Origin of the sequence: Streptosporangium sp. NPDC087985 (genome assembly GCF_044741965.1) — a bacterium.
Lineage (GTDB): Bacteria > Actinomycetota > Actinomycetes > Streptosporangiales > Streptosporangiaceae > Streptosporangium.
In genome coordinates this window covers 101378-119091 of sequence record NZ_JBIUTQ010000005.1, presented here as the reverse complement: position 1 = coordinate 119091, position 17714 = coordinate 101378, and the positions used below count along the sequence as shown (strand labels likewise).

Here is a 17714-nt window from a genome sequence, read left to right as displayed (position 1 = left end):
AGGACACCCCCCAATGCAAGTCCCCACCCTCATCCGATACACGGCCGCCCTCGCGGCGTCGGCTCTGGTGCTCGCCGGTTGTGGTTCGCCTCAGAAGGAGTCCGGCTCGGACGGCTCCGGCGAGAAGGTCACGATCGGCGTGAGTTTCGATCTGCTCAACAGCATCCGCCAAGCCGAGAAATCGGCGATCGAGAAGGCGGCCACCGAGGCCGGATACGAGGTCGTCTTCAACGTCGCCGACAAGGACCCGCAGAAGCAGGCCTCCCAGATCCAGGACCTGATCCAGACACGCAAGGTCAACGCGCTGATCGTGATCGCCCAGGATGGCCAGCAGATCGCCTCCTCCGTCAGCCTGGCCAAGGCCCGCAACGTCCCGTTCATCGCCATCGATCGGGCCGTTGCCGACCAGCAGAACATCACGTTCCAGATCACCGGCGACCCGGTCGCCGACGGCAAGCTGGCTGCCTCCGAGTTCGTCGACGCGGGCAAGACCAAGCCGCTGAAGGTACTGGAGCTGGTGGGCGCGCTCACCGACCAGAACGCGATCGGCCGCAGGGACGGGTTCAATGAGGCCCTGAAGGGCGACCCCAACGTCACCGTCGTCAGCCAGGTCCCCACCAACTGGGATCCGGCCCAGGCCCTCGACGGCACCTCCAACGCGCTCCAGAAGAACCCTGACATCAACGCGATCTTCGTTCCGTCGGACTTCCTGCTGCCGTCCGTTCAGTCCGCGCTGGAGGCGGCCGGGCGCCTGGCCCCGATCGAGGATCCTAAGCACGTGTTCCTGGTGACCATCGACGGCGACCAGAACGGCTGCAAGGCCATGAAGGACAAGATCCTCGACGCCGATATCGCCACTCCGGTCGACGACTTCGGCAAGCAGGCCACCTCGGCGATCACCACCACGCTGGGAGGCCAGAGCGTCAGCCCCAAATCGGTCCAGACGAAGGGCCTCAGCCTCGACCAGGCCAACTTCGCCGCGACCAGCTCGCAGGTGTGGGGCTGTGTCGTCGCCTGAATCCGTCTGCGGCGAGGGCGCCGCCAAGGCGTCCTCCGCCGCGTCCTCCGCCGCGTCCTCCGCCGCGCCCCCCGCCCGGTCCACCAAGCCCGCGTCGTGGCTGCGCGATCCGGCCTGCCGTCCCGGCTGGCTCACCGACCTGTCGATGCTGCCCGCGCTGGTCGTCCTCGTCGCGGTCTTGAGTGTCCTCACCGACGGGATGCTGACCCCCTCCAACATCATCAATGTGTGCAGCCAGTCTGCGGTCGTCGCGATCGCGGCGATCGGCGCGACGTTCGTCATCCTGACGGGCGGCATCGACCTGTCCACCGGCAGCGTGATCGGCGCCAGCGGGGTCTCCGCGGCCTGGATGATCACCAGCACCGGCAGCGTCCCGGCGGGCGTCGCGGCGGGCCTGCTCACCGGGACCGTGATCGGCCTGGTCATCGGGACTGTCGTGGTCAAGATGCCCGTCGTCCCGTTCGCTGTGACCCTCGCCGCGCTCTACGTTGTGAGCGGAGCCACCACGCTCCTCAGCCACGGCAGGACGATCGCTCCGGTCCCCGCCGGATTCATCGAGTTCAGCATCGACGGCCCCGGCGGCGTCCCGTACTCGGTGTGGCTGGCCGTCGTGCTGTACGCCGTCGCGCAGACCGTCCTGACACGCACCGCGTGGGGGCGGCGCGTCCTGCACGTCGGGGCCAACGTCGAGGTCGCGCGGATCAGCGGCGTCCATGTCGCCCGGACCAAGGCGAGCGTCTACGCGGTGGCGGGGCTGTTCTCGGCGATCGCCGGAATCGTCCTGACGTCCGGGCTCGCGGGGGCGGGCGCCAGCATGGGCGGCCCGCTGCTGCTGAACATCGTGGGCGCCGTCGTCCTTGGTGGCACCAGCCTGTTCGGCGGACGCGGCAGCCTGCTGCGCACAGCTGTCGGAGTACTCTTCCTCGGATTTCTCTCCAACGGAATGAGCCTGCTCGGGCTGGCCTCTTTCGACCAGCAGATTGTCACCGGAGCCGTCATCTTCATCGCTGCGTCCGCCGACGGACTCGGCCGGTGGCTGAGACGTAGATCCTGAAACTTCAGCGGCAATTCGTTCAACGGATCGGCGAGTCCCGAAAATCGCGATCGACGCGTCTGGGAAGCGCCGATACGTTCATTTCCAACCGATTAATGGCGCGCTACGGGCCAATGAAAAAAGCGTCCGCAATTTGCGCGCCAGAGCGGAAAGGAATTCCATGCCGCGCCCCCACGCCACCCCACCCAACCTCTTCCGCCGCGCGCTGGCCTGGCTGCTGGCCGCACTGATCTCCCTGCTGCTGGCGCCGCTCATGGCGGTGTCCGGCGCGTCGCCGGCCGCCGCCGACCCGGTCCTGGACCCCAGCCAGTTCAAGGGCGTGCACTGGTCGCGCCTGGGTGACAACTTCACCTTCGACCGGCTCGTCCTGCAGGGCCTGTCGGCCAGCGACGACTATAACGCCACCCGGAGCAAGGCCGACGCCATGTTCGCCGCGTTCCAGAGCGCCCTGGGCGCCAACACCGTCCGGCTGCCGATCAATCCCGCCACCACTGCCTGGAACACATACAACGGCGTCATCGACGCCGCGACGGCCAGGGGCTTCAAGGTCATCCTCAGCTACTGGGTGGAGGACGGCAGCAACAAGGTCGTCAACAGCTACCTGAACACCTGGAACCAGATGTGGGACACCCTCACCGCCAGGTATCGGGGCAATCCCCTGATCTACTTCGACCCGATCAACGAGCCCATCGGCTTCACCACTCCCCAGTGGCTGGACTTCGCGGCTAACTGGATCGCCCGCCAGACCGCGAACGGCTTCCCCAGGGAGCGAATGTTCATCGAGGGCGCCCAGGCTGACGGCGGCGGCTGGGGAACCGACCTGCGGCCGCTGTGCAACGATTCCCGCTTCAACGGCGTCTACCTCGCGATGCACCGGTATGCCTTCCCCTACCCGGCGCGGACCTACACCGAGTGGGTCAACGACATCAAGACCTACATGGGCAACTGCTCGTCCCGCACTGTCATCGAGGAGTTCGGCGCCGACGCCGACAACGGCATCGACTACTCCGCCACCCCCAGCGCGACGACCCCCAAGGAGGTCGCCTTCCTGCGAGCCATCACCGACGTCATCCGCGAGTACCGCCTGGGCGCGATCTGGTGCCACGGCATCGGCGGCCGGACCACCAGCCCCGACCACGACTCGCTGAACATCCTGCGGCTCTACAGCGCGTTCGCCGGTGGCGCCCAGAACCTGCCGCTGTGGATGCCTAACCACACAGCCGTCGACCGGCTGAAATACGCCTGGGGCGGATCCGGCTCCAGCACGAGCCAGCTGCGCACTCCCTGGTACAACAAGTGCCTCGACATCCCGGGCATCTCGCACAACAACGACGTACAGCTTCAGGTGTGGGACTGTTGGAACGGCGACAACCAGCGGTGGACCAGGACTGCCGGCAACACGCTCACGGTCTACAACGGAACGAAATGCCTGGACGCCTACGGCTTCGGCAAGACCAACGGCACCAAGGTGGTCATCCATGACTGCCTGGGCAACGCTAACCAGAAGTGGCTGTTCTTCTCTGACGGGACGATCCGCGGTGTCGACTCCAAACTCTGCTTGGACGCCGACCTGTACAGCACCACGAACGTCCAGCTGTGGTCGTGCGGTAATGGGACCAACCAGAAGTGGCAGCAGGTCCTCTGACGAGGAGTGATGCCCGGGCCGGTCGCGGACTTCGCGACCGGCCCTTCGCGTTCAGTACGCGGCTTTGAAGTTCTGGCGCTGGCGTCCCAGGCCGTCGATTTCCAGCTCGACGACGTCGCCGGCGCGCAGATAGGGCAGGCCGGGGCTGCCGAGCGCGACGCCCGCGGGGGTGCCGGTGTTGATGACGTCGCCGGGGTTGAGGACCATGAACTGGCTGAGGTACCAGACCAGGTATGCCACATCGAAGATCATGTCGGCGGTGGTGCCGTCCTGGCGCAACCGTCCGTTGACCCGCAGCCGCAGGTCCAGCTTCTGCGGGTCGGGGACCTCGTCGGCGGTGAGGATCCACGGGCCGAGCGGATTGAAGGTCTCGCAGTTCTTGCCTTTGTCCCACTGGCCGCCCCGCTCCAACTGGAACTCGCGCTCGCTGACGTCGTTGCTGATCGTGTAACCGGCGACGCACGCCAGGGCCGACTCGGGGCCGTCCAGGTAGCGGGCCTTCGCCCCGATGACGACGGCGAGCTCCACCTCCCAGTCGGTCTTGCGCGAGCCGCGCGGGATCAGCACGTCGTCGTCCGGGCCGACCACGGTGTCGGGGGCCTTGAGAAAGACGATCGGCTCGGCAGGCGGAGCCGCCCCGGTCTCCTCGGCATGGTCCCGGTAGTTCAGCCCGATGCAGACAATCTTTCCCACGCCCGCCAGCGGCGGCCCGAACCGCTCCAGGCGGGTGACGACCGGCAGCGAGTCCAGGCCGAGCCCAGACTCCGGCCGCGTCAGCACATCCGGCGTCATGTCCCCGGCGACCGGAGTGAGGTCGCGCCAGCGTCCGTCGGCGCCGCACACGATTGGTTTTTCCGCGCCGGGACTGCCGTGCCGTGCGAATTTCATGCTCTTGCCTTTCTCGGGCCGGGATGGTTTCGCCACACTAGCTGCAGAAATTCGTTCCCCGTCGACTTTTATTCGGCGGCACCATTCGGACTCTGCCTCTGGCCTGCGACTATTTGCAGGACGGATGGCGCCGTTTCGTTACTCGCGCTTCATCCGGAACTACTGTCCGATCTAGGGTGGTGTGCATGACCACCTCTGAATCCCTATCGAGCCTATTTAAGATTGACTTGCTCAGTGCGCTGGACCGTGCATGACCGCACAACCGCCCCCCGACATCGCCGTCCCTTTGGTTCCGCTAGAGGGCGTGGATGACGTAGGGCTCGTCCGCAAGCACCTCAGCGCCGGGACGCCCGTCCGGGTCGACGGGGGCATCGTCGCCGCGATCGACGACGTCCCGGCGGGCCACAAGGTCGCGGTGCGCGCCATCGCCGAGGGCGCGCTCGTGCGCAAGTACGGCGAGGCCATCGGCATCGCGCTGCGCGACATCGCGCCCGGCTCCCACGTGCACCTGCACAACCTCGGGGTCGGGCCGCAGAGCCTCGGTCTGGCCACGGCACCTGCCGAGCCACCCATCTGGACTTCTCCGGCCGCACCGACCCGCGACCACTTCCTCGGCTACCGCAGACCCGATGGCCGGGCCGCGACCCGCAACTACCTCGCGGTCCTTCCGACGGTGAACTGCTCCTCGACGGTCGCTCGGATGATCGCGCAGGCCGCCAACGCTCAGATCAATGTGGAGGGTCTGGACGGCGTCATCGCCCTCCCTCACGACCAGGGCTGCGGCATGGCCGAAGGCACCGCGGGAGACGACATCCTGCGCCGCACCTTGCGCGGCTACGCCGGGCACGCAAACCTCGCTGGCGCGGTGATGGTCAGCCTGGGCTGCGAGATCAACCAGCCGGAGCACGTCCTGAGCGACGGCCCGGCCGTCGAGACGCTCTCCATCCAGGACCTCGGCGGGACGGCCGCCACCGTCAACGCCGCGCTGGCCGCCCTCCAGGCGATGGCGTCGCGCCTGGCCGGCCTGCGGCGCGAACCCATCCCGGTCAGTGAACTGACCCTGGGGCTGCAGTGCGGCGGCAGCGACGCCTACTCGGGCCTAACCGCCAACCCGACCCTGGGCGTCGCGGCCGACCTGCTGGTGGCCGCGGGCGGCAAGGTCATCCTCGGTGAGACCCCCGAGATCTACGGTGCCGAGCACGTGCTGCGCGCGCGGGCCGCCACACCAGCGGTCGGCCAGCGGATCGACGACCTCATCGCCTGGTGGCAGGCCTACACGGCGAGCAACAACGCGGAACTGGACAACAACCCGTCCAAGGGTAACCGCGACGGCGGCATCACGACCATCTGGGAGAAGTCGCTGGGCGCCGTGCTGAAGGGCGGCACGAGCCCGCTCAACGCCGTCGTCGCCTACGCCGATCCGGTCACCGCCGCGGGACTGACGTTCATGGACACCCCGGGATACGACCCGGTCTCGGCGACAGGCATGGTCGCCGGCGGCGCCAACCTGCTGGCGTTCACCACCGGGCGGGGATCGGTCTTCGGGTCGCGCCCCACCCCCTGCCTCAAGATCAGCACCACCACCCGGCTGTTCGAGCATATGCGCGCCGACATGGACTTCGACGCCGGCCCGGCGATGTCCCGGGACGATCAGGTCCGCCATGGAATCCTGCTGTTCGAGGCGCTGGTGGACATGGCGTCGGGCACCCCGAGCAAGTCCGAGGCGATCGGATTCGGAACCGAGGAGATCGTGCCGTGGCGGATGGGGGCCGTCATATGACGTCAGTGTTCTGGGATGGCCGTGCCACGCTGGGCGAGGGGCCGCTGTGGGACGCGCGGACCGGCACCCTCTACTGGGTGGACATCGTCGAGGGAACGGTCTTCGCCCAAGCCGTCGACGCCGCGCAGCCGGCCCGGATCGACGTCCAGGCCCAGATCGGCTGCCTCGGCCTCACCGACGATCCGCACGTGCTCATCGCCGGCATGCGCACCGGGTGGCATCTCCTGGATCTGCGGACCGGGGGCCGCACCTTCCTAGCCGACCCCGAGGCGGACCGTCCGGCCTGCCGTTTCAACGACGGATCGGTCGACCCCGCCGGGCGGTTCTGGACCGGGTCGCTGGAGGATGGCGAGACCCGACCGGAGGGCCGGCTCTATCGGCTGGACGGCGACGGCACCCACACGACGGTCGATGAGGGCTTCTACTGCTCCAACGGCATCGACTGGTCGCCGGACGGCCGGTGGATGTACTTCGTGGACTCCCGAGCTGACCTCATCTACCGGTACGCCTTCGACGCGGAGACCGGGGAGACCACCGCCCGCCAAATCTTCGCCGACACCTCCTCACTGCCCGGCATTCCCGACGGCCTGCGCGTGGACTCCCGAGGCGACGTCTGGTGCGCCTTCTGGGACGGAGCACACGTGACCCGCTTCACGTCCGACGGCGCCGCGGTCGAGCGGGTGCCGGTCCCGGTCCTGCGCCCGACGAGTGTCGCCTTCGGCGGGCCTGGGCTCCAGACGATGTACATCACCTCGGCCTACCTCGGCCTCACCCCCTCCCAGCTGGAGGAGTGGCCGCTGTCGGGCGCGGTGCTGGAGCGCGACGCCCAGACGCCCGGACGACCCACCACCCCCTTCCGCCTTACCCGAGAGGCCACCGCATGAGATTCAGCGACAAGGTCGCCGTCGTCACTGGCGCCGACTCCGGCATCGGCCGCGCGACAGCGGTCCGGCTGCTGAGCGAGGGCGCCACCGTCGTGGCGGTCGACATCAATCACACCCAGCCTTGGGCGGAGGCGGGAGACAAGCGGCTCCACCAGCTCGCCCTGGACGTCGCCGAACCGGACGCCGCCGAGCGGCTGGAGGAGTACCTGCGCGGGGAGTTCGAACGGGTCGACGTGCTGGCCAACGTCGCCGGGATCCTGCACATCGCCCCCTTCCTCCAGGTCACCCGGGCCCACTGGGACCGCGTCCTCGCAGTGAACCTGACCGGAGTGTTCTTCCTCAGCCAGGCCGTCGCCCGCATCATGGTCGACAACGCCACGCCCGGCCGCATCGTCAACGTATCTTCCGTCCACGCGGTGGTTTCCGAACCGAACGCCGCGCCCTACACCGCGACCAAGGGCGGCCTGGAGGCCATGACCCGCACGATGGCCTCGGAACTGGCCCCCCACGGCATCACCGTTAACTGCGTGCGGCCGGGCGCCACCCGCACGGCGATGAGCGAGTCGATCTACACCCCCGAGATCGTCAGCTCCCTGAAGGCGAAGATCCCTCTAGGAAAGATCGCGCCGCCCGAATGGGTGGCGTCCGCCATCGCCTACCTCGCCTCCGAGGAGGCGTGCTACACCACCGGCGCCTGCCTGGACGTCGACGGCGGATACGCCATGGACGGCTCGCTGCCTGGGACGGCGTACTCATGAGCGCCGTCGCCGTGGTGACCGGCGCCGCCTCCGGCATCGGCCGCGCCACAGCCCTGCGCCTGGCCCGCGAGGGCTACGAGATCGCGATGATGGACCTCGACGACACCTGCCTCGCCGAGACCGCCGCCCTGATCGGGGAAGCTGGCGGCCTGGCCCGCCCCTTCACTGTCGACCTGTGCGATCCGCTGGCCGTCGGGGCGGTCACCAGGGAGATCGCGGTCACCGTCGGCGCCCCGGAGGTACTGGTGAACGTCGCCGGGATCGGGCTGGCCGCGACAGTCCTGGAGACGAGCGACGCGGACTGGAACCGCGTCATGGCGGTCAACCTGACCGGGCCGTTCCTCACCATCCGGGCGATCCTTCCGCTGATGCTCGACCGCGGCAGCGGCGTCATCGTCAACATCGCCTCTGTGGGCGGCCAGGTCGGGCTCGCCAGCCGGGCCGCCTACTGCGCGTCCAAGGCCGGGCTGGTCGGCCTCACGCGCGCGGTCGCCGTCGACCACGCCCGCGAGGGGATCCGCTGCGTGGCGGTCTGCCCCGGGACCGTGGAGACCGAATGGATCAGCAAGATCCTCTCCAACGCCCCCGATCCGGCGGCGGCCCGCGCGGCGATGGCGGCACGGCAGCTGGACGGGCGCATGGGATCGCCCGAGGAGGTCGCGGCCATGATCGCCTTCCTCGCCGGACCCGAGGGCAGGTTCGTCAACGGGGCCGCACTTGTCCTCGACGGCGGAATGACGGCGGCATGAGGACCCTCTCCGATACCAAGGCGATCTCCGCCGACCTGAGCAAGATCGTGGGGCCGGTCAACGTGGAAGTCCGCCCGGCGGCCCTGGTGCCCTACCGGACGGACGCCACGTTCGGCTTCGCCGACTGGCCGACCGCGGTCGTCAGGCCGGGCTCGGCAAAGGAGGTGTCACGGATCCTGGCGTGGGCGAACGAACGCTCAATCCCGGTCGTCCCGCACGGCGCCGGCAGCAGCCTCGCCGCCGGGGCCGTCCCGGTCCAGGGCGGGATCAAGAAGACCTTCGACCCGGCGGGCATCCTCAACCCCGGGAAGGTCACGCAATGATCGATGTCTTCGACGCCGACGACCTCGGCACCTGCATCTCGTGCGGCTTCTGCCTGCCCTCCTGCCCGACCTACAAGCTGACGGGTGACGAGTCGTCCTCGCCGCGCGGCCGCATCGGCCTCCAGGACTCCTGCCACCTGCGCAACGGGCTGGGCGTCAGCGAGGCGCCCCGGCGCGTGATCAGCGCGCTCGGAGACCACATCGAGGTGCCCGGCGCGGCCGACTGCTGCGACGCGGCAGGCACCTACTCCTTGCTCAGACGCCGCGACAGCCGACGAGTTCTGGCCCCAAAGATGGTGGAATTAGCCAGCCTTAAACTAGATTTCTTGGTCGTGGTAAACCCTGGCTGCCAGCGTCAGCCGACTACGGAGGTACGCCGGGCTCGGCTCCGCACGCGCGTACTCCATCTGGCCGAACTCGTCGAGATGGCCCGGACGGGATCACGATGAGCGGCCCACCGGCAGAGGAACCCGCAGTGGAGATCGTCGATCTCGCCCCGCGCGATCCCCGGGACGCCATGTCGCTCCAGACCGCGTGGCTGCGCAGCTTCCTCGCCGTGGCCGACAAGGGCGGGTTCGGCGCGGCCACCCTCGTGCTGCATCTGTCGCAGTCGCGGGTCAGCGCGCACATCGCCGCACTGGAACACGCCCTCGGCGTGACCCTTTTCGACCGCAAGGCACGCCCCATCTGCACGACCGAGGCGGGTGAGCTGTTCCGCGGCCACGCCCTGAACGCCCTCCTTGAGCTCCAGCGCGGCGTCGAGGCGGCCCGCAGCACGCTCGACAACTTCGTCGCCCACGTCAAGATCGGCAGCTATCCGAGCGTCAGCTCCACCTACCTGCCCTCGGTCCTACGGGCCCTGACGGCGAAGTACCCGGGCATCACCATCGAGCTTCACGAGGGAACCGCCTCGACGCTGGAGGAGATGGTCGTTAGCGGCGCCGTCGACCTGGCGTTCCGGCCCCTGCTCCCGAAGATGCACGAAACGACGCTCTGCCACCGGACGATCTGGCGCGAGGACATCGTCGCCGTCATGCGCGAGCAAGATCCCCTCACCCACAAGGCCTCGCTCAGCGTCGCCGACATCCTGGAGCGCCCACTGATCGGCAACCCGGCCGGAAGCGAGGAGGAAGGCGGCGGATTCGACCTCCGCAACACGCTCGGCGAGGACGCGGCACGAGCCGACATCGCCTACCTCACCGACCAGCCGGCTACCCTGGTCGCGCTCGTCCGCTCGGCCTTCGGCATCGGCATAATCAACCACCTCGCCCTGGAGACCACCAGCACCGAAGGCCTCGCGACCCGCACCATTGACTCCCCGACCGCCCATCGAGAAGTCGCCCTCTTCTGGACCAGGCGCCGCTCGGATGCCGCCGTCGTCAAGGCCTTCCTGGACGCCCAGGAACAAGCCAAACTCCCCCCCGGCGTCCAGCCCATCAGCAGCCGGTGAACCGCCGGCTAGGTTAAGGTCAGTGGTTGTGTAAATCGGGCGGGTTTGGCCGTGCAGCTCGGCCTCATTGATTTGCGCTCCCGCGGCGCCCTCTACGCGGAGCAGCTGGTCGAGTGTCGCTGCCAGAGCCGGGCCGTCACCTCGTGCGGGCTCGACCTCGACCTTCGCCACGGGTTGAACGGCTGTCATCCAGCCTGAGCCGCGGACCCAATTCTCCGGCCACTGGTGGTCGCAGGCCTCAACCGCCAGCTTGAACGTCACGGCCGCAGCCTTCTGATCGAAGGACTCCGACTGCCAGGTGCCTGTCCTGCTACCGCCGAGGCGCCAGTGGATGCGATAGGTCTTGGTCTTACCGTCCTTCTGGACGCGGGTCTCCATTCGTGCCACACAGTAAGTTTCAGCTGGTCAGCGGCCCGGCCCAAGGAAATCGGGAAGATCATTCAATGGGCGGTGAGCCAACGGTGAGCCCACAGAGATCAACAACCGGAGTAGCAATCAAGGGATTGCCTGGTCAGAGGCTATAGAAGGGTGGAGCGGGTGACGGGAATCGAACCCGCGCTGTCAGCTTGGGAATCATCTACTGATCTTTGGGGCCTGAGCTGGGAAAACAGGGGAGCAGGTCGGGGCCGGTCGAGTGACCGTGAGTCCCCGTGAGTGACCGCGGTTCTCCGCTTGTTCTGGCACGCATCTGGCACACGATCAAGGTCCTGGCCTCTTCTCTGCCGTGATCACGTCAGGCGCGATCAACAGCTTGCAGTACCTGGAGACTAGGGACAGAGTGAACTGCATGATCGAGGTCGACGGTCCTTTTTGCCGTGTGAGCGAGTCCGGTTTCGAGATGCTGATCCCTCGATGGGAAGGGCATGAACCTGAGACCGCCGAGGAGGCCGATGCGACGATCACCTTCCCCGACGGCTCCCGGCGATATGCGACTTTCATGACCCTGGACGTAGTCAGACAGATCATGGACAAGAATGCGCGCACGGGTGAGTCTCTCGGCGGCCGGTACTTCTGGTGCTCGGACTTGATCATCGTTAGGGATGTCGGGCTCGAAAGCATGGTGGCGGCGATCCGCGACCTGATCTCCTCGGGAGATATTGAAGGAGCCTGTGGTCTCCTCGACCCTCTTGATGAGGACGAGGAGGAGACCGATATTCAGAAAGAGCTGAGGTGAACTTCAGTACCGTTGGAGCGGGTGACGGGAATCGAACCCGCGCTGTCAGCTTGGGAAGTCTCTATCGCACCTGGCCGCTGAGCTGGCGAAACGCTGACCTGCGGGGGAGCGGGTCGAGTGCCCGTGATTCCCCCTTGATCACCCTCCTGACGGACACGCAACGGGCACAACGTCAGTACGCCTGCCCGGAACTGCATCAGCAGTTCCGGGCAGGCCGCTCTGATCAGCCACACATGGACCAACCCGCCGATGCTCTAGGCAGGGGCCTGTGAAACATGAAGGCCTCGGACGACCGCGTCGAGCGCGTCCTTCGTCGACTCCGACGTGGTGACCCTGAGCACCACCCCGTGATCCGCCACCCACATCATGTCTGTGCCGTCCCCGGAGACCACCGGATCGGTGGCCTTCTTGGGCTCGACGGGATTCCGCATGACATTCAGGGCAAGGATGTCCAGAGCATCGCTCATCTCGCGCTGTGGATGGTAGACGGACACCTGCACCATTCGATCACCGTCGCCTCGCCAGCGAAGCGCCGTTCCGCTCAGGTCAGCGGCCGTTGCGGGTACGGCTTCCGGCTGGCTGAGGCCATCAGGCAGGTAACGTACTTCAACCCCATCGACCTTGAGGGCAGGGGGGCCTGCGGCGGCGATTTTAGCGGGCTGTGAGGTGACGACATAGGCCGAGCCTGCCGCCACCGCGACGAGTACGGCCGCGACCGTGGCAACCAGTTTGGGGCGGGCTACTCTTCGCCGAGGCGCTATCGGAGCGGTTTCCTCTGCCAGCATCTGGGGCTCGGGCTGTGACAATCGTTCTCCTTATTACAACGAGGATCAACAGTAACGCAGATGCGGATTCGTGAAGATCGAAGTTGGCGCGGCCGAACCTCTGGCGCTTCAAAATTTTGATCTGGAATCGCTCTGATCTACGACTGTGGCCAACCCCGATATTCAGTGAGTCAGGGTGAGGAACGAACCCTGACTCGTCGATCGCCCCTAGCCAGAGCGGACTTCAGTCACGATGAGGCGATCGTCATTGTCGATATCTAGTCCCAGAAGATGAGTGACGATTCTGTCCCGGGACGTGCACGACGGGTGATCTAAGAGGTGGCGTGGACGTTCGGGGCCGGCGAGGGCGAAAATACTTCCCGCAGCGTGAGACCTGAGGTCACAGCGCCCCGGGGGGGCCGGGCAGGGCGATCTCGAAGAAGCCCTGCGCTCTATACGTGGCGAGCTTCCTGGCCTTGCCGGTCCTGACGTTCAGCGCGTAGGCGGTCATGGTCCGGTACGGCGAGTCGATTATCGCGGGCTCGTCGTCTGGCACCTTGGACGCTGGTCTGCACCGCACGGACATGGTTAGAGCCGTGACCTCCTCGGTGCTGAGCCAGGTGCGCAGCGAGATCTGGGAGACATCAGGGGGCAGCCCGCTGATGACGGTCGTCTTCCGCTTCTTGCCGGTGAGCGTGTCCATCAGGGCGAGGTTGCCCTGACGGCATGGCCTCTCGGCGGTGCTGCGGTTCTCGATCACCGCGACGGTCTTCCCATCGGGGGCGAGCGGGCTGAAGAAGTAGTGCACTGGCAGGATGACCGACGTGGAGTCGCCCCTTGAAGAGCTCGGCCACAGGTTCGAGATCGTCCGCAGCTGTGATCTGGGCGAGTATTCCGCGAGCGTGATGGTGGCGCCGTCCTGTGACAGGCCGATGGGGACCCCACGGTTCGGCAACTCGCGGACGACCCCGTCGCGCATATCGATGAGCAGCGCGGGGTCCTTGAAGTCTGGGACCTTGCTGAAGGCCACGAACCGCCCATCGTCCGACAGCATCAAACGCGAGATGCTTCCCAGCAGGGACTTCGGCACCTTGCTCGCAGCCGTCGTCTTCTGGCCCGAGGCCAGGTCGCGGACCTGGAAGGTGCCTTCCTTGGCGCTGTAGTAGGCAATCTTCTGGCCGTCCCGACTAATTGCCAGCGGGCTGTCGCGCAGGCCGGTACGGCCGGGGGCGAGGCTGGGAAGCGCCTCCGGCACGTGGTAGGTCTTGCCGCTCCGGGTGACCACCCGCCAGCCTCCGTCCCGGCAGCCCGACGGTGCCTTCCCGCTGTCCGGCTTGCAGAAGGTCTTGTACGCGTGGCTCAGCGGCCCCACCCCGCGCGCCGGCAGGTCGTCTTTGGAAGCGGCTTCCTGCGGCCCGTCCGGCAGCAGCCGGATGGTGGCCGTCGTACCAAGAGCGATGGCCACGACCATGGCCGCCGAGAGGAGCGAGATCACGGTACGCCGCCTGCGATCATGCGTCGCGATCGTGCGTTCGGCCAGGTCCACCTGTGGAGAGTCGTCGGCCAGGTCGACGAGCGCGTTCCGTAGCCAAGTCATCGGTAGGCCTCCTCGGTTTCCAGGTCGGAGAGCTTCGGCGCCAGTTCGGGCGCCAGTTCGCGTAAGCGGGCCAGCGCGTAGTGGGCCTGGCTCTTCACCGTCCCGATTGAGCAGTTCAGCAGCTCGGCTGTCTCACGTTCGGTCCTGTCCTCGTAGTAGCGCAGTACGATCACCGCCCGCTGCCGGGGCGGTAGCCGCATGAGAGCCTGGCGCATGACAAGCCGCACGATGGTGGAGTCCTCGCCCGAGTACGGCCGGTCAGGCGGGTCGGCGGTCGGGAGCTCGGTCCTGACCCGGCGCCGCCGCCACGAGATGTGCTGATTCAGCAGCGCCTTACGCGCGTACGCCTCGGGGCGCTCGACACGTGACAGCTTGGACCAGCGTCCGAGCACTTTGAGCAGGACGCTCTGCAACAGGTCCTCGGCCTGGTGGGCGTCTCCCGTGAGCAGGTAGGCGGTGCGCATCAGCGCCTGCTGATGGCCGGCGACGAACCCGCGAAAGCTGTCATTGCGGTTCAATGCGACTCCTCTCAACCGTTACTGACGCCGGTGACATGTCGAAAGGTTCGGTCCCGCCCGGCTAGAACTTCGGGTTGCGTTCGAGCACACCGGTCGGCACAGCCCGATACCGCTGCAAGGCAACGGCTATATCCACCAGGGCCAATCCAGCCTCACACGGGGTTTTCGGTGTAACTCCTGATCAAGGAGATACACCTGGTGAGTACTGTGATTCAGGCATGCTGCCGGGCCGGTGCAAGGGCAAGGCACACAAGGCCGAACACCTCGGCTACGCGGGCCGTCGCGTCCTGGTCTCGCGCAAGTGGTCCAACAAGACCCTCCGCGAACACAAGGCCGACCGCCGGGCCTGGGTCCTCGACATGCTCGGCCTGCCAGACGACACCGTATGGCCCGGATAGGGCATGACAACGTGCGTGCCGCGACGATCTACCAGCACACCGTACGGGGTGCCGATCGGGCGATCACGGACGCGATCGACAGGATGTTGGAAAAGCGAGACGACGGCGATGTCGATGAGATGCCCGCAGGATGATCACGGAGCTAATGGCCCGAGAAGATCGAACAGTCTTGGAAACGGCTAAGGCCCGGGTCGGGAATCCATCCCTGGCCTCGACCTGGACCATCTGGACGGCACGGTCGTCTTGACCGCCGACGCGCTCCACACCCAGCGCAAGCTCGCCGCCTTCGTCGTCGAGACCAAGGGCTGGCACTACCTGTTGCCCGTGGCCCGCAACCAGCCCCTGCTGTTCACCCGCCTGGATGCCCTGGCCTGGAAAGACGTCCCGATCGCCCACACCCAGACCGGCCGCGGACACGGCCGCATCGAAAAGCGCACCATCCAGATGCCGCCCGCACCCGAGAACATCACCTTCCCGCACGTCGCGCAGGTGTTCCTGATCGAACGTGAGGTCTATGACCTGGAGGGGAACTCACCTCGGCGATCGCCGCACTCGGCATCACCAGTCTGACCGCCGACCAGGTCACCGCAGCCCAACTTGCCACACTGGTCAGATCACACTGGTCCAGTGAAACCAGTCACTACGTGCGTGACGTCTCCTACGGCGAGGACGCCAGCACCATCCGCACCGGCACCGGACCCGCCGTCATGGCCGCACTGCGCAGCTTCGCCATCGGCGCCCTCCACCTGGCCGGCTTCCCCAACATCGCCGCAGGCCAACGCTGGTCACACAGCGACTACGCCAACCCACTCAGCATCCTCGATCTCAAAATGTGAGAACGCCGGAACCGTGCGAGCCCGCTCCCCTCATGGGGTAATTGCGTGTCCGAGGGGGGACCGCAACCAATTGCACATGTCCCCGATTACCCAGTCGGTGCTGCGTGCGTGGCTGAACTTGGTGGCCCACGTCCCCGGGAGAGTATCGAGGAGAAGGCCTGGCGCGATGTCCCCAGGACTTGGCGTCGGGCACTGCTTGGATAAAAATGATTGTTCCCAGCGCAGACACGCCTGACGTGGTGGGTGGATCGGTGTGGTCGCACGACGTGGATGGCGAGCTGTGCCTGCACGGCGCGGACGCGCGGCGGTTGCGGCCAGCGCGGCTGCTGCTGTTGTTTTCGGGGCTGGCCGCGCTGACGTTGAACGCCGCCGAGCCGGATCGGCAGGGTGCCCGAGGGTTACGGCTCCTCGCCGTGAGCGCGTCGGCGGCCTTCGTCGAAGAATTCGTAGATGGCTTCGGTGTGCGGCAGTTGGGTGAGTGGGCGGGCGGCGCCGAAGGAGATGTTCCAGAACTGGCCGGTTCGTGGTTGCCCGGGGCCGACGTAGGCGTACGGCTCGGGTATGTGCCTGTCACCCGGCGAGACGCCGTAGTTGACCTCGTCCAGGGTGACGCCGATGTCGAAATGCTCCGGCCAGAGCACCGGCGTCATGCCGGGAGCAAGCCTGCGCAGGGCCGCATCACCGTCGCCGAAGGCGCGGGCGATCACCATTGCCGCCTGCGGATCGACATGTACGCGGTCGTCGGCCGTGACCCCGGAGCCCTCGGAGTACAGGCCCTCGGGGGCGCCGGCTACGATCCCGGCGGCAGCCGCGAGTTCGGCGTAGGTCACCCCGGTCAGCTTCCCGAGCGGTCGGCCGCTGGTGAGCAGCAGGTCTCCGTTGACGGCCACGTCGGGGTGCTTGGTGGTGGCGAAGCCGCCGGGGACGGCCCGGAGCCTGATGGTGCCGCTTTGGCGGTACTGCGGTCCGGCCAGTACGAGTTCAGCCACTCCATGCAGGCTCTGCCTGGTCAGGACCAGTGTCGTCATGTCCACCGGCGTCTCCTCCCACGTCGTGTAACCCCGAAAACCCTGCCATGTACGGTCGAGTACCTCGCGCTCTGTGGGGGACTGCTAGGGCTGGGCCAGCTGCCAGAGGGCTGCTGAGGACCACAGGATTGCGATGAGGGTGAACAGGGTGCCGCCGGCGAGTGGCAGCGCCCAGGCGGGTAGGCGCCGGCTGCGGACGAGGAGTACTTTCGCGGCGAATGCGCCGTAGAAGAAGCAGCCCGCGAGGGAGTGCAGGGCGACCCGGGTGCTGTGCGTCTGTACTCCGTAGGCGGTGATGCAGTGGTAGGCGATGGGTAGGGAGAGCGCGAACAGCACGGCTCCGCCGATGCGGTGGGCGAGGGGTACCGGGCGGGGGGCGGCGCCGGCGCCGGGTAGCCGTCGGTACATCCACAGCGCCAGTATGAGCTGGTAGAGGGCCAGGCCCAGCAGGGCGGTGCCGACTTGCGCCTTCAGGAGGTTCGCGTCGTTGCCGCGGAGCCCGAACAGGCTGCTGGCGTAGTCCGGCGCGTGTATCCGGCCGAACGCGTACAGGGCCACCGTCACGGCGAGGGCGAGGGCGGCGGCTGCCGTCAGCCGCAGCCCGGCCGGGCGGGGTGGTGACATCCTGTGGTCTGCTCCCACGTTCCTCCGATCCCTGCGTGTTCTCGGCTGTCGGCGCCGCCGCAACAGCCCGCTCAACGTAGTTCAACTAGTTATGTCCCGCCTTCGCGGTGTCCCCGGCGTCAATCTCCCGAAAACCGGGGAATGCCAGGTTTTGCTGTGCTCTGAAATTCGCGGGATTATGTTACTGAGAAATACTTGGGGTTATTGCCCCGCCGGGTTTCGTCGC

19 protein-coding genes and 1 pseudogene are annotated in these 17714 nt (G+C 67.1%); 14 read left to right on the top strand and 6 right to left on the bottom strand.

The genetic code is table 11. The features are described 5' to 3' along the window. Window positions 1-13 precede the first annotated feature (13 nt). The 3 genes from ACIN94_RS13650 to ACIN94_RS13640 all read left to right on the top strand — a co-directional run bounded on the left by ACIN94_RS13650 (window position 14) and on the right by ACIN94_RS13640 (window position 3717). Window positions 14-1018, top strand: a complete 1005-nt coding sequence (locus ACIN94_RS13650; RefSeq protein ID WP_400704443.1) for a sugar ABC transporter substrate-binding protein — start codon at window positions 14-16, stop codon at window positions 1016-1018. Beyond that, window positions 1005-2072, top strand: coding sequence for an ABC transporter permease (locus ACIN94_RS13645; protein WP_400704440.1), 1068 nt, complete (start codon window positions 1005-1007; stop codon window positions 2070-2072). Before ACIN94_RS13650 ends, ACIN94_RS13645 begins: the two co-directional genes overlap by 14 nt. Window positions 2073-2232: 160 nt before the next feature. After that, on the top strand, window positions 2233-3717 hold the full coding sequence (locus ACIN94_RS13640; RefSeq protein WP_400704437.1) for a ricin-type beta-trefoil lectin domain protein: 1485 nt from the start codon (window positions 2233-2235) through the stop codon (window positions 3715-3717). A gap of 51 nt (window positions 3718-3768) precedes the next feature. Here ACIN94_RS13640 and ACIN94_RS13635 read toward each other — a convergent pair whose 3' ends face one another. Continuing rightward, the gene (locus ACIN94_RS13635; RefSeq protein ID WP_400704434.1) at window positions 3769-4605 is read right to left on the bottom strand and encodes a fumarylacetoacetate hydrolase family protein; all 837 of its coding nucleotides are present in this window, start codon (window positions 4603-4605) and stop codon (window positions 3769-3771) included. Between the two features lie 304 nt (window positions 4606-4909). Between ACIN94_RS13635 and ACIN94_RS13630 the strand changes: the two genes are divergently transcribed. The 8 genes from ACIN94_RS13630 (at window position 4910) to ACIN94_RS13595 (ending at window position 11723) form a co-directional block, all read left to right on the top strand. Then, window positions 4910-6385, top strand: a complete 1476-nt coding sequence (locus ACIN94_RS13630; RefSeq protein WP_400704431.1) for a UxaA family hydrolase — start codon at window positions 4910-4912, stop codon at window positions 6383-6385. Continuing rightward, window positions 6382-7269 carry an SMP-30/gluconolactonase/LRE family protein gene (locus ACIN94_RS13625; protein ID WP_400704428.1) on the top strand — a complete coding sequence of 296 codons (888 nt, stop codon included), beginning with the start codon at window positions 6382-6384 and terminating at the stop codon, window positions 7267-7269. Before ACIN94_RS13630 ends, ACIN94_RS13625 begins: the two co-directional genes overlap by 4 nt. Beyond that, complete coding sequence (locus ACIN94_RS13620) at window positions 7266-8027, top strand: SDR family NAD(P)-dependent oxidoreductase (protein WP_400704425.1); 762 nt, start codon at window positions 7266-7268, stop codon at window positions 8025-8027. The genes ACIN94_RS13625 and ACIN94_RS13620 overlap by 4 nt, the downstream gene beginning before the upstream one ends. Continuing rightward, window positions 8024-8776 carry an SDR family NAD(P)-dependent oxidoreductase gene (locus ACIN94_RS13615; RefSeq protein ID WP_400704422.1) on the top strand — a complete coding sequence of 251 codons (753 nt, stop codon included), beginning with the start codon at window positions 8024-8026 and terminating at the stop codon, window positions 8774-8776. Before ACIN94_RS13620 ends, ACIN94_RS13615 begins: the two co-directional genes overlap by 4 nt. Further along, window positions 8773-9099 (top strand): FAD-binding protein, encoded by a 327-nt coding sequence (locus ACIN94_RS13610; RefSeq protein ID WP_400704419.1) that lies wholly within the window; start codon window positions 8773-8775, stop codon window positions 9097-9099. The genes ACIN94_RS13615 and ACIN94_RS13610 overlap by 4 nt, the downstream gene beginning before the upstream one ends. Beyond that, a complete protein-coding gene (locus tag ACIN94_RS13605; protein WP_400704416.1) occupies window positions 9096-9548 on the top strand; it encodes a heterodisulfide reductase-related iron-sulfur binding cluster in 453 nt (150 codons plus the stop codon). The genes ACIN94_RS13610 and ACIN94_RS13605 overlap by 4 nt, the downstream gene beginning before the upstream one ends. Window positions 9549-9574: 26 nt before the next feature. Then, window positions 9575-10549 (top strand): LysR family transcriptional regulator, encoded by a 975-nt coding sequence (locus ACIN94_RS13600; protein WP_400704413.1) that lies wholly within the window; start codon window positions 9575-9577, stop codon window positions 10547-10549. A gap of 787 nt (window positions 10550-11336) precedes the next feature. Beyond that, on the top strand, window positions 11337-11723 hold the full coding sequence (locus ACIN94_RS13595; protein WP_400704410.1) for a hypothetical protein: 387 nt from the start codon (window positions 11337-11339) through the stop codon (window positions 11721-11723). A gap of 254 nt (window positions 11724-11977) precedes the next feature. Here the strand turns inward: ACIN94_RS13595 and ACIN94_RS13590 are convergent, their stop codons facing one another. From ACIN94_RS13590 to ACIN94_RS13580, 3 genes are all read right to left on the bottom strand, one after another. Then, the gene (locus ACIN94_RS13590; RefSeq protein ID WP_400704407.1) at window positions 11978-12529 is read right to left on the bottom strand and encodes a hypothetical protein; all 552 of its coding nucleotides are present in this window, start codon (window positions 12527-12529) and stop codon (window positions 11978-11980) included. A 358-nt stretch (window positions 12530-12887) separates the two neighbouring features. Further along, the gene (locus ACIN94_RS13585; RefSeq protein ID WP_400704404.1) at window positions 12888-14084 is read right to left on the bottom strand and encodes a hypothetical protein; all 1197 of its coding nucleotides are present in this window, start codon (window positions 14082-14084) and stop codon (window positions 12888-12890) included. Next, the gene (locus ACIN94_RS13580) at window positions 14081-14602 is read right to left on the bottom strand and encodes a SigE family RNA polymerase sigma factor (protein WP_400704401.1); all 522 of its coding nucleotides are present in this window, start codon (window positions 14600-14602) and stop codon (window positions 14081-14083) included. Before ACIN94_RS13580 ends, ACIN94_RS13585 begins: the two co-directional genes overlap by 4 nt. A gap of 215 nt (window positions 14603-14817) precedes the next feature. On the opposite strand from ACIN94_RS13580, the pseudogene ACIN94_RS13575 reads away from it, so the two are divergent. The 3 genes and pseudogenes from ACIN94_RS13575 to ACIN94_RS13565 all read left to right on the top strand — a co-directional run. Continuing rightward, window positions 14818-14982, top strand: a pseudogene (locus ACIN94_RS13575) (replication initiator); the annotation flags it as partial. A 261-nt stretch (window positions 14983-15243) separates the two neighbouring features. After that, on the top strand, window positions 15244-15570 hold the full coding sequence (locus ACIN94_RS13570; RefSeq protein ID WP_400704398.1) for a hypothetical protein: 327 nt from the start codon (window positions 15244-15246) through the stop codon (window positions 15568-15570). Window positions 15571-15644: 74 nt separating this feature from the next. Further along, window positions 15645-15836: a hypothetical protein gene (locus ACIN94_RS13565; RefSeq protein ID WP_400704395.1), complete on the top strand. Its 192-nt coding sequence runs from the start codon at window positions 15645-15647 to the stop codon at window positions 15834-15836. A gap of 398 nt (window positions 15837-16234) precedes the next feature. On the opposite strand, the gene ACIN94_RS13560 is transcribed toward ACIN94_RS13565, so the two are convergent. Both ACIN94_RS13560 and ACIN94_RS13555 read right to left on the bottom strand, forming a co-directional pair. Then, on the bottom strand, window positions 16235-16864 hold the full coding sequence (locus ACIN94_RS13560) for a hypothetical protein (protein WP_400704392.1): 630 nt from the start codon (window positions 16862-16864) through the stop codon (window positions 16235-16237). A gap of 84 nt (window positions 16865-16948) precedes the next feature. Continuing rightward, on the bottom strand, window positions 16949-17488 hold the full coding sequence (locus ACIN94_RS13555) for a DUF6529 family protein (protein WP_400704389.1): 540 nt from the start codon (window positions 17486-17488) through the stop codon (window positions 16949-16951). Window positions 17489-17714 lie beyond the last annotated feature (226 nt).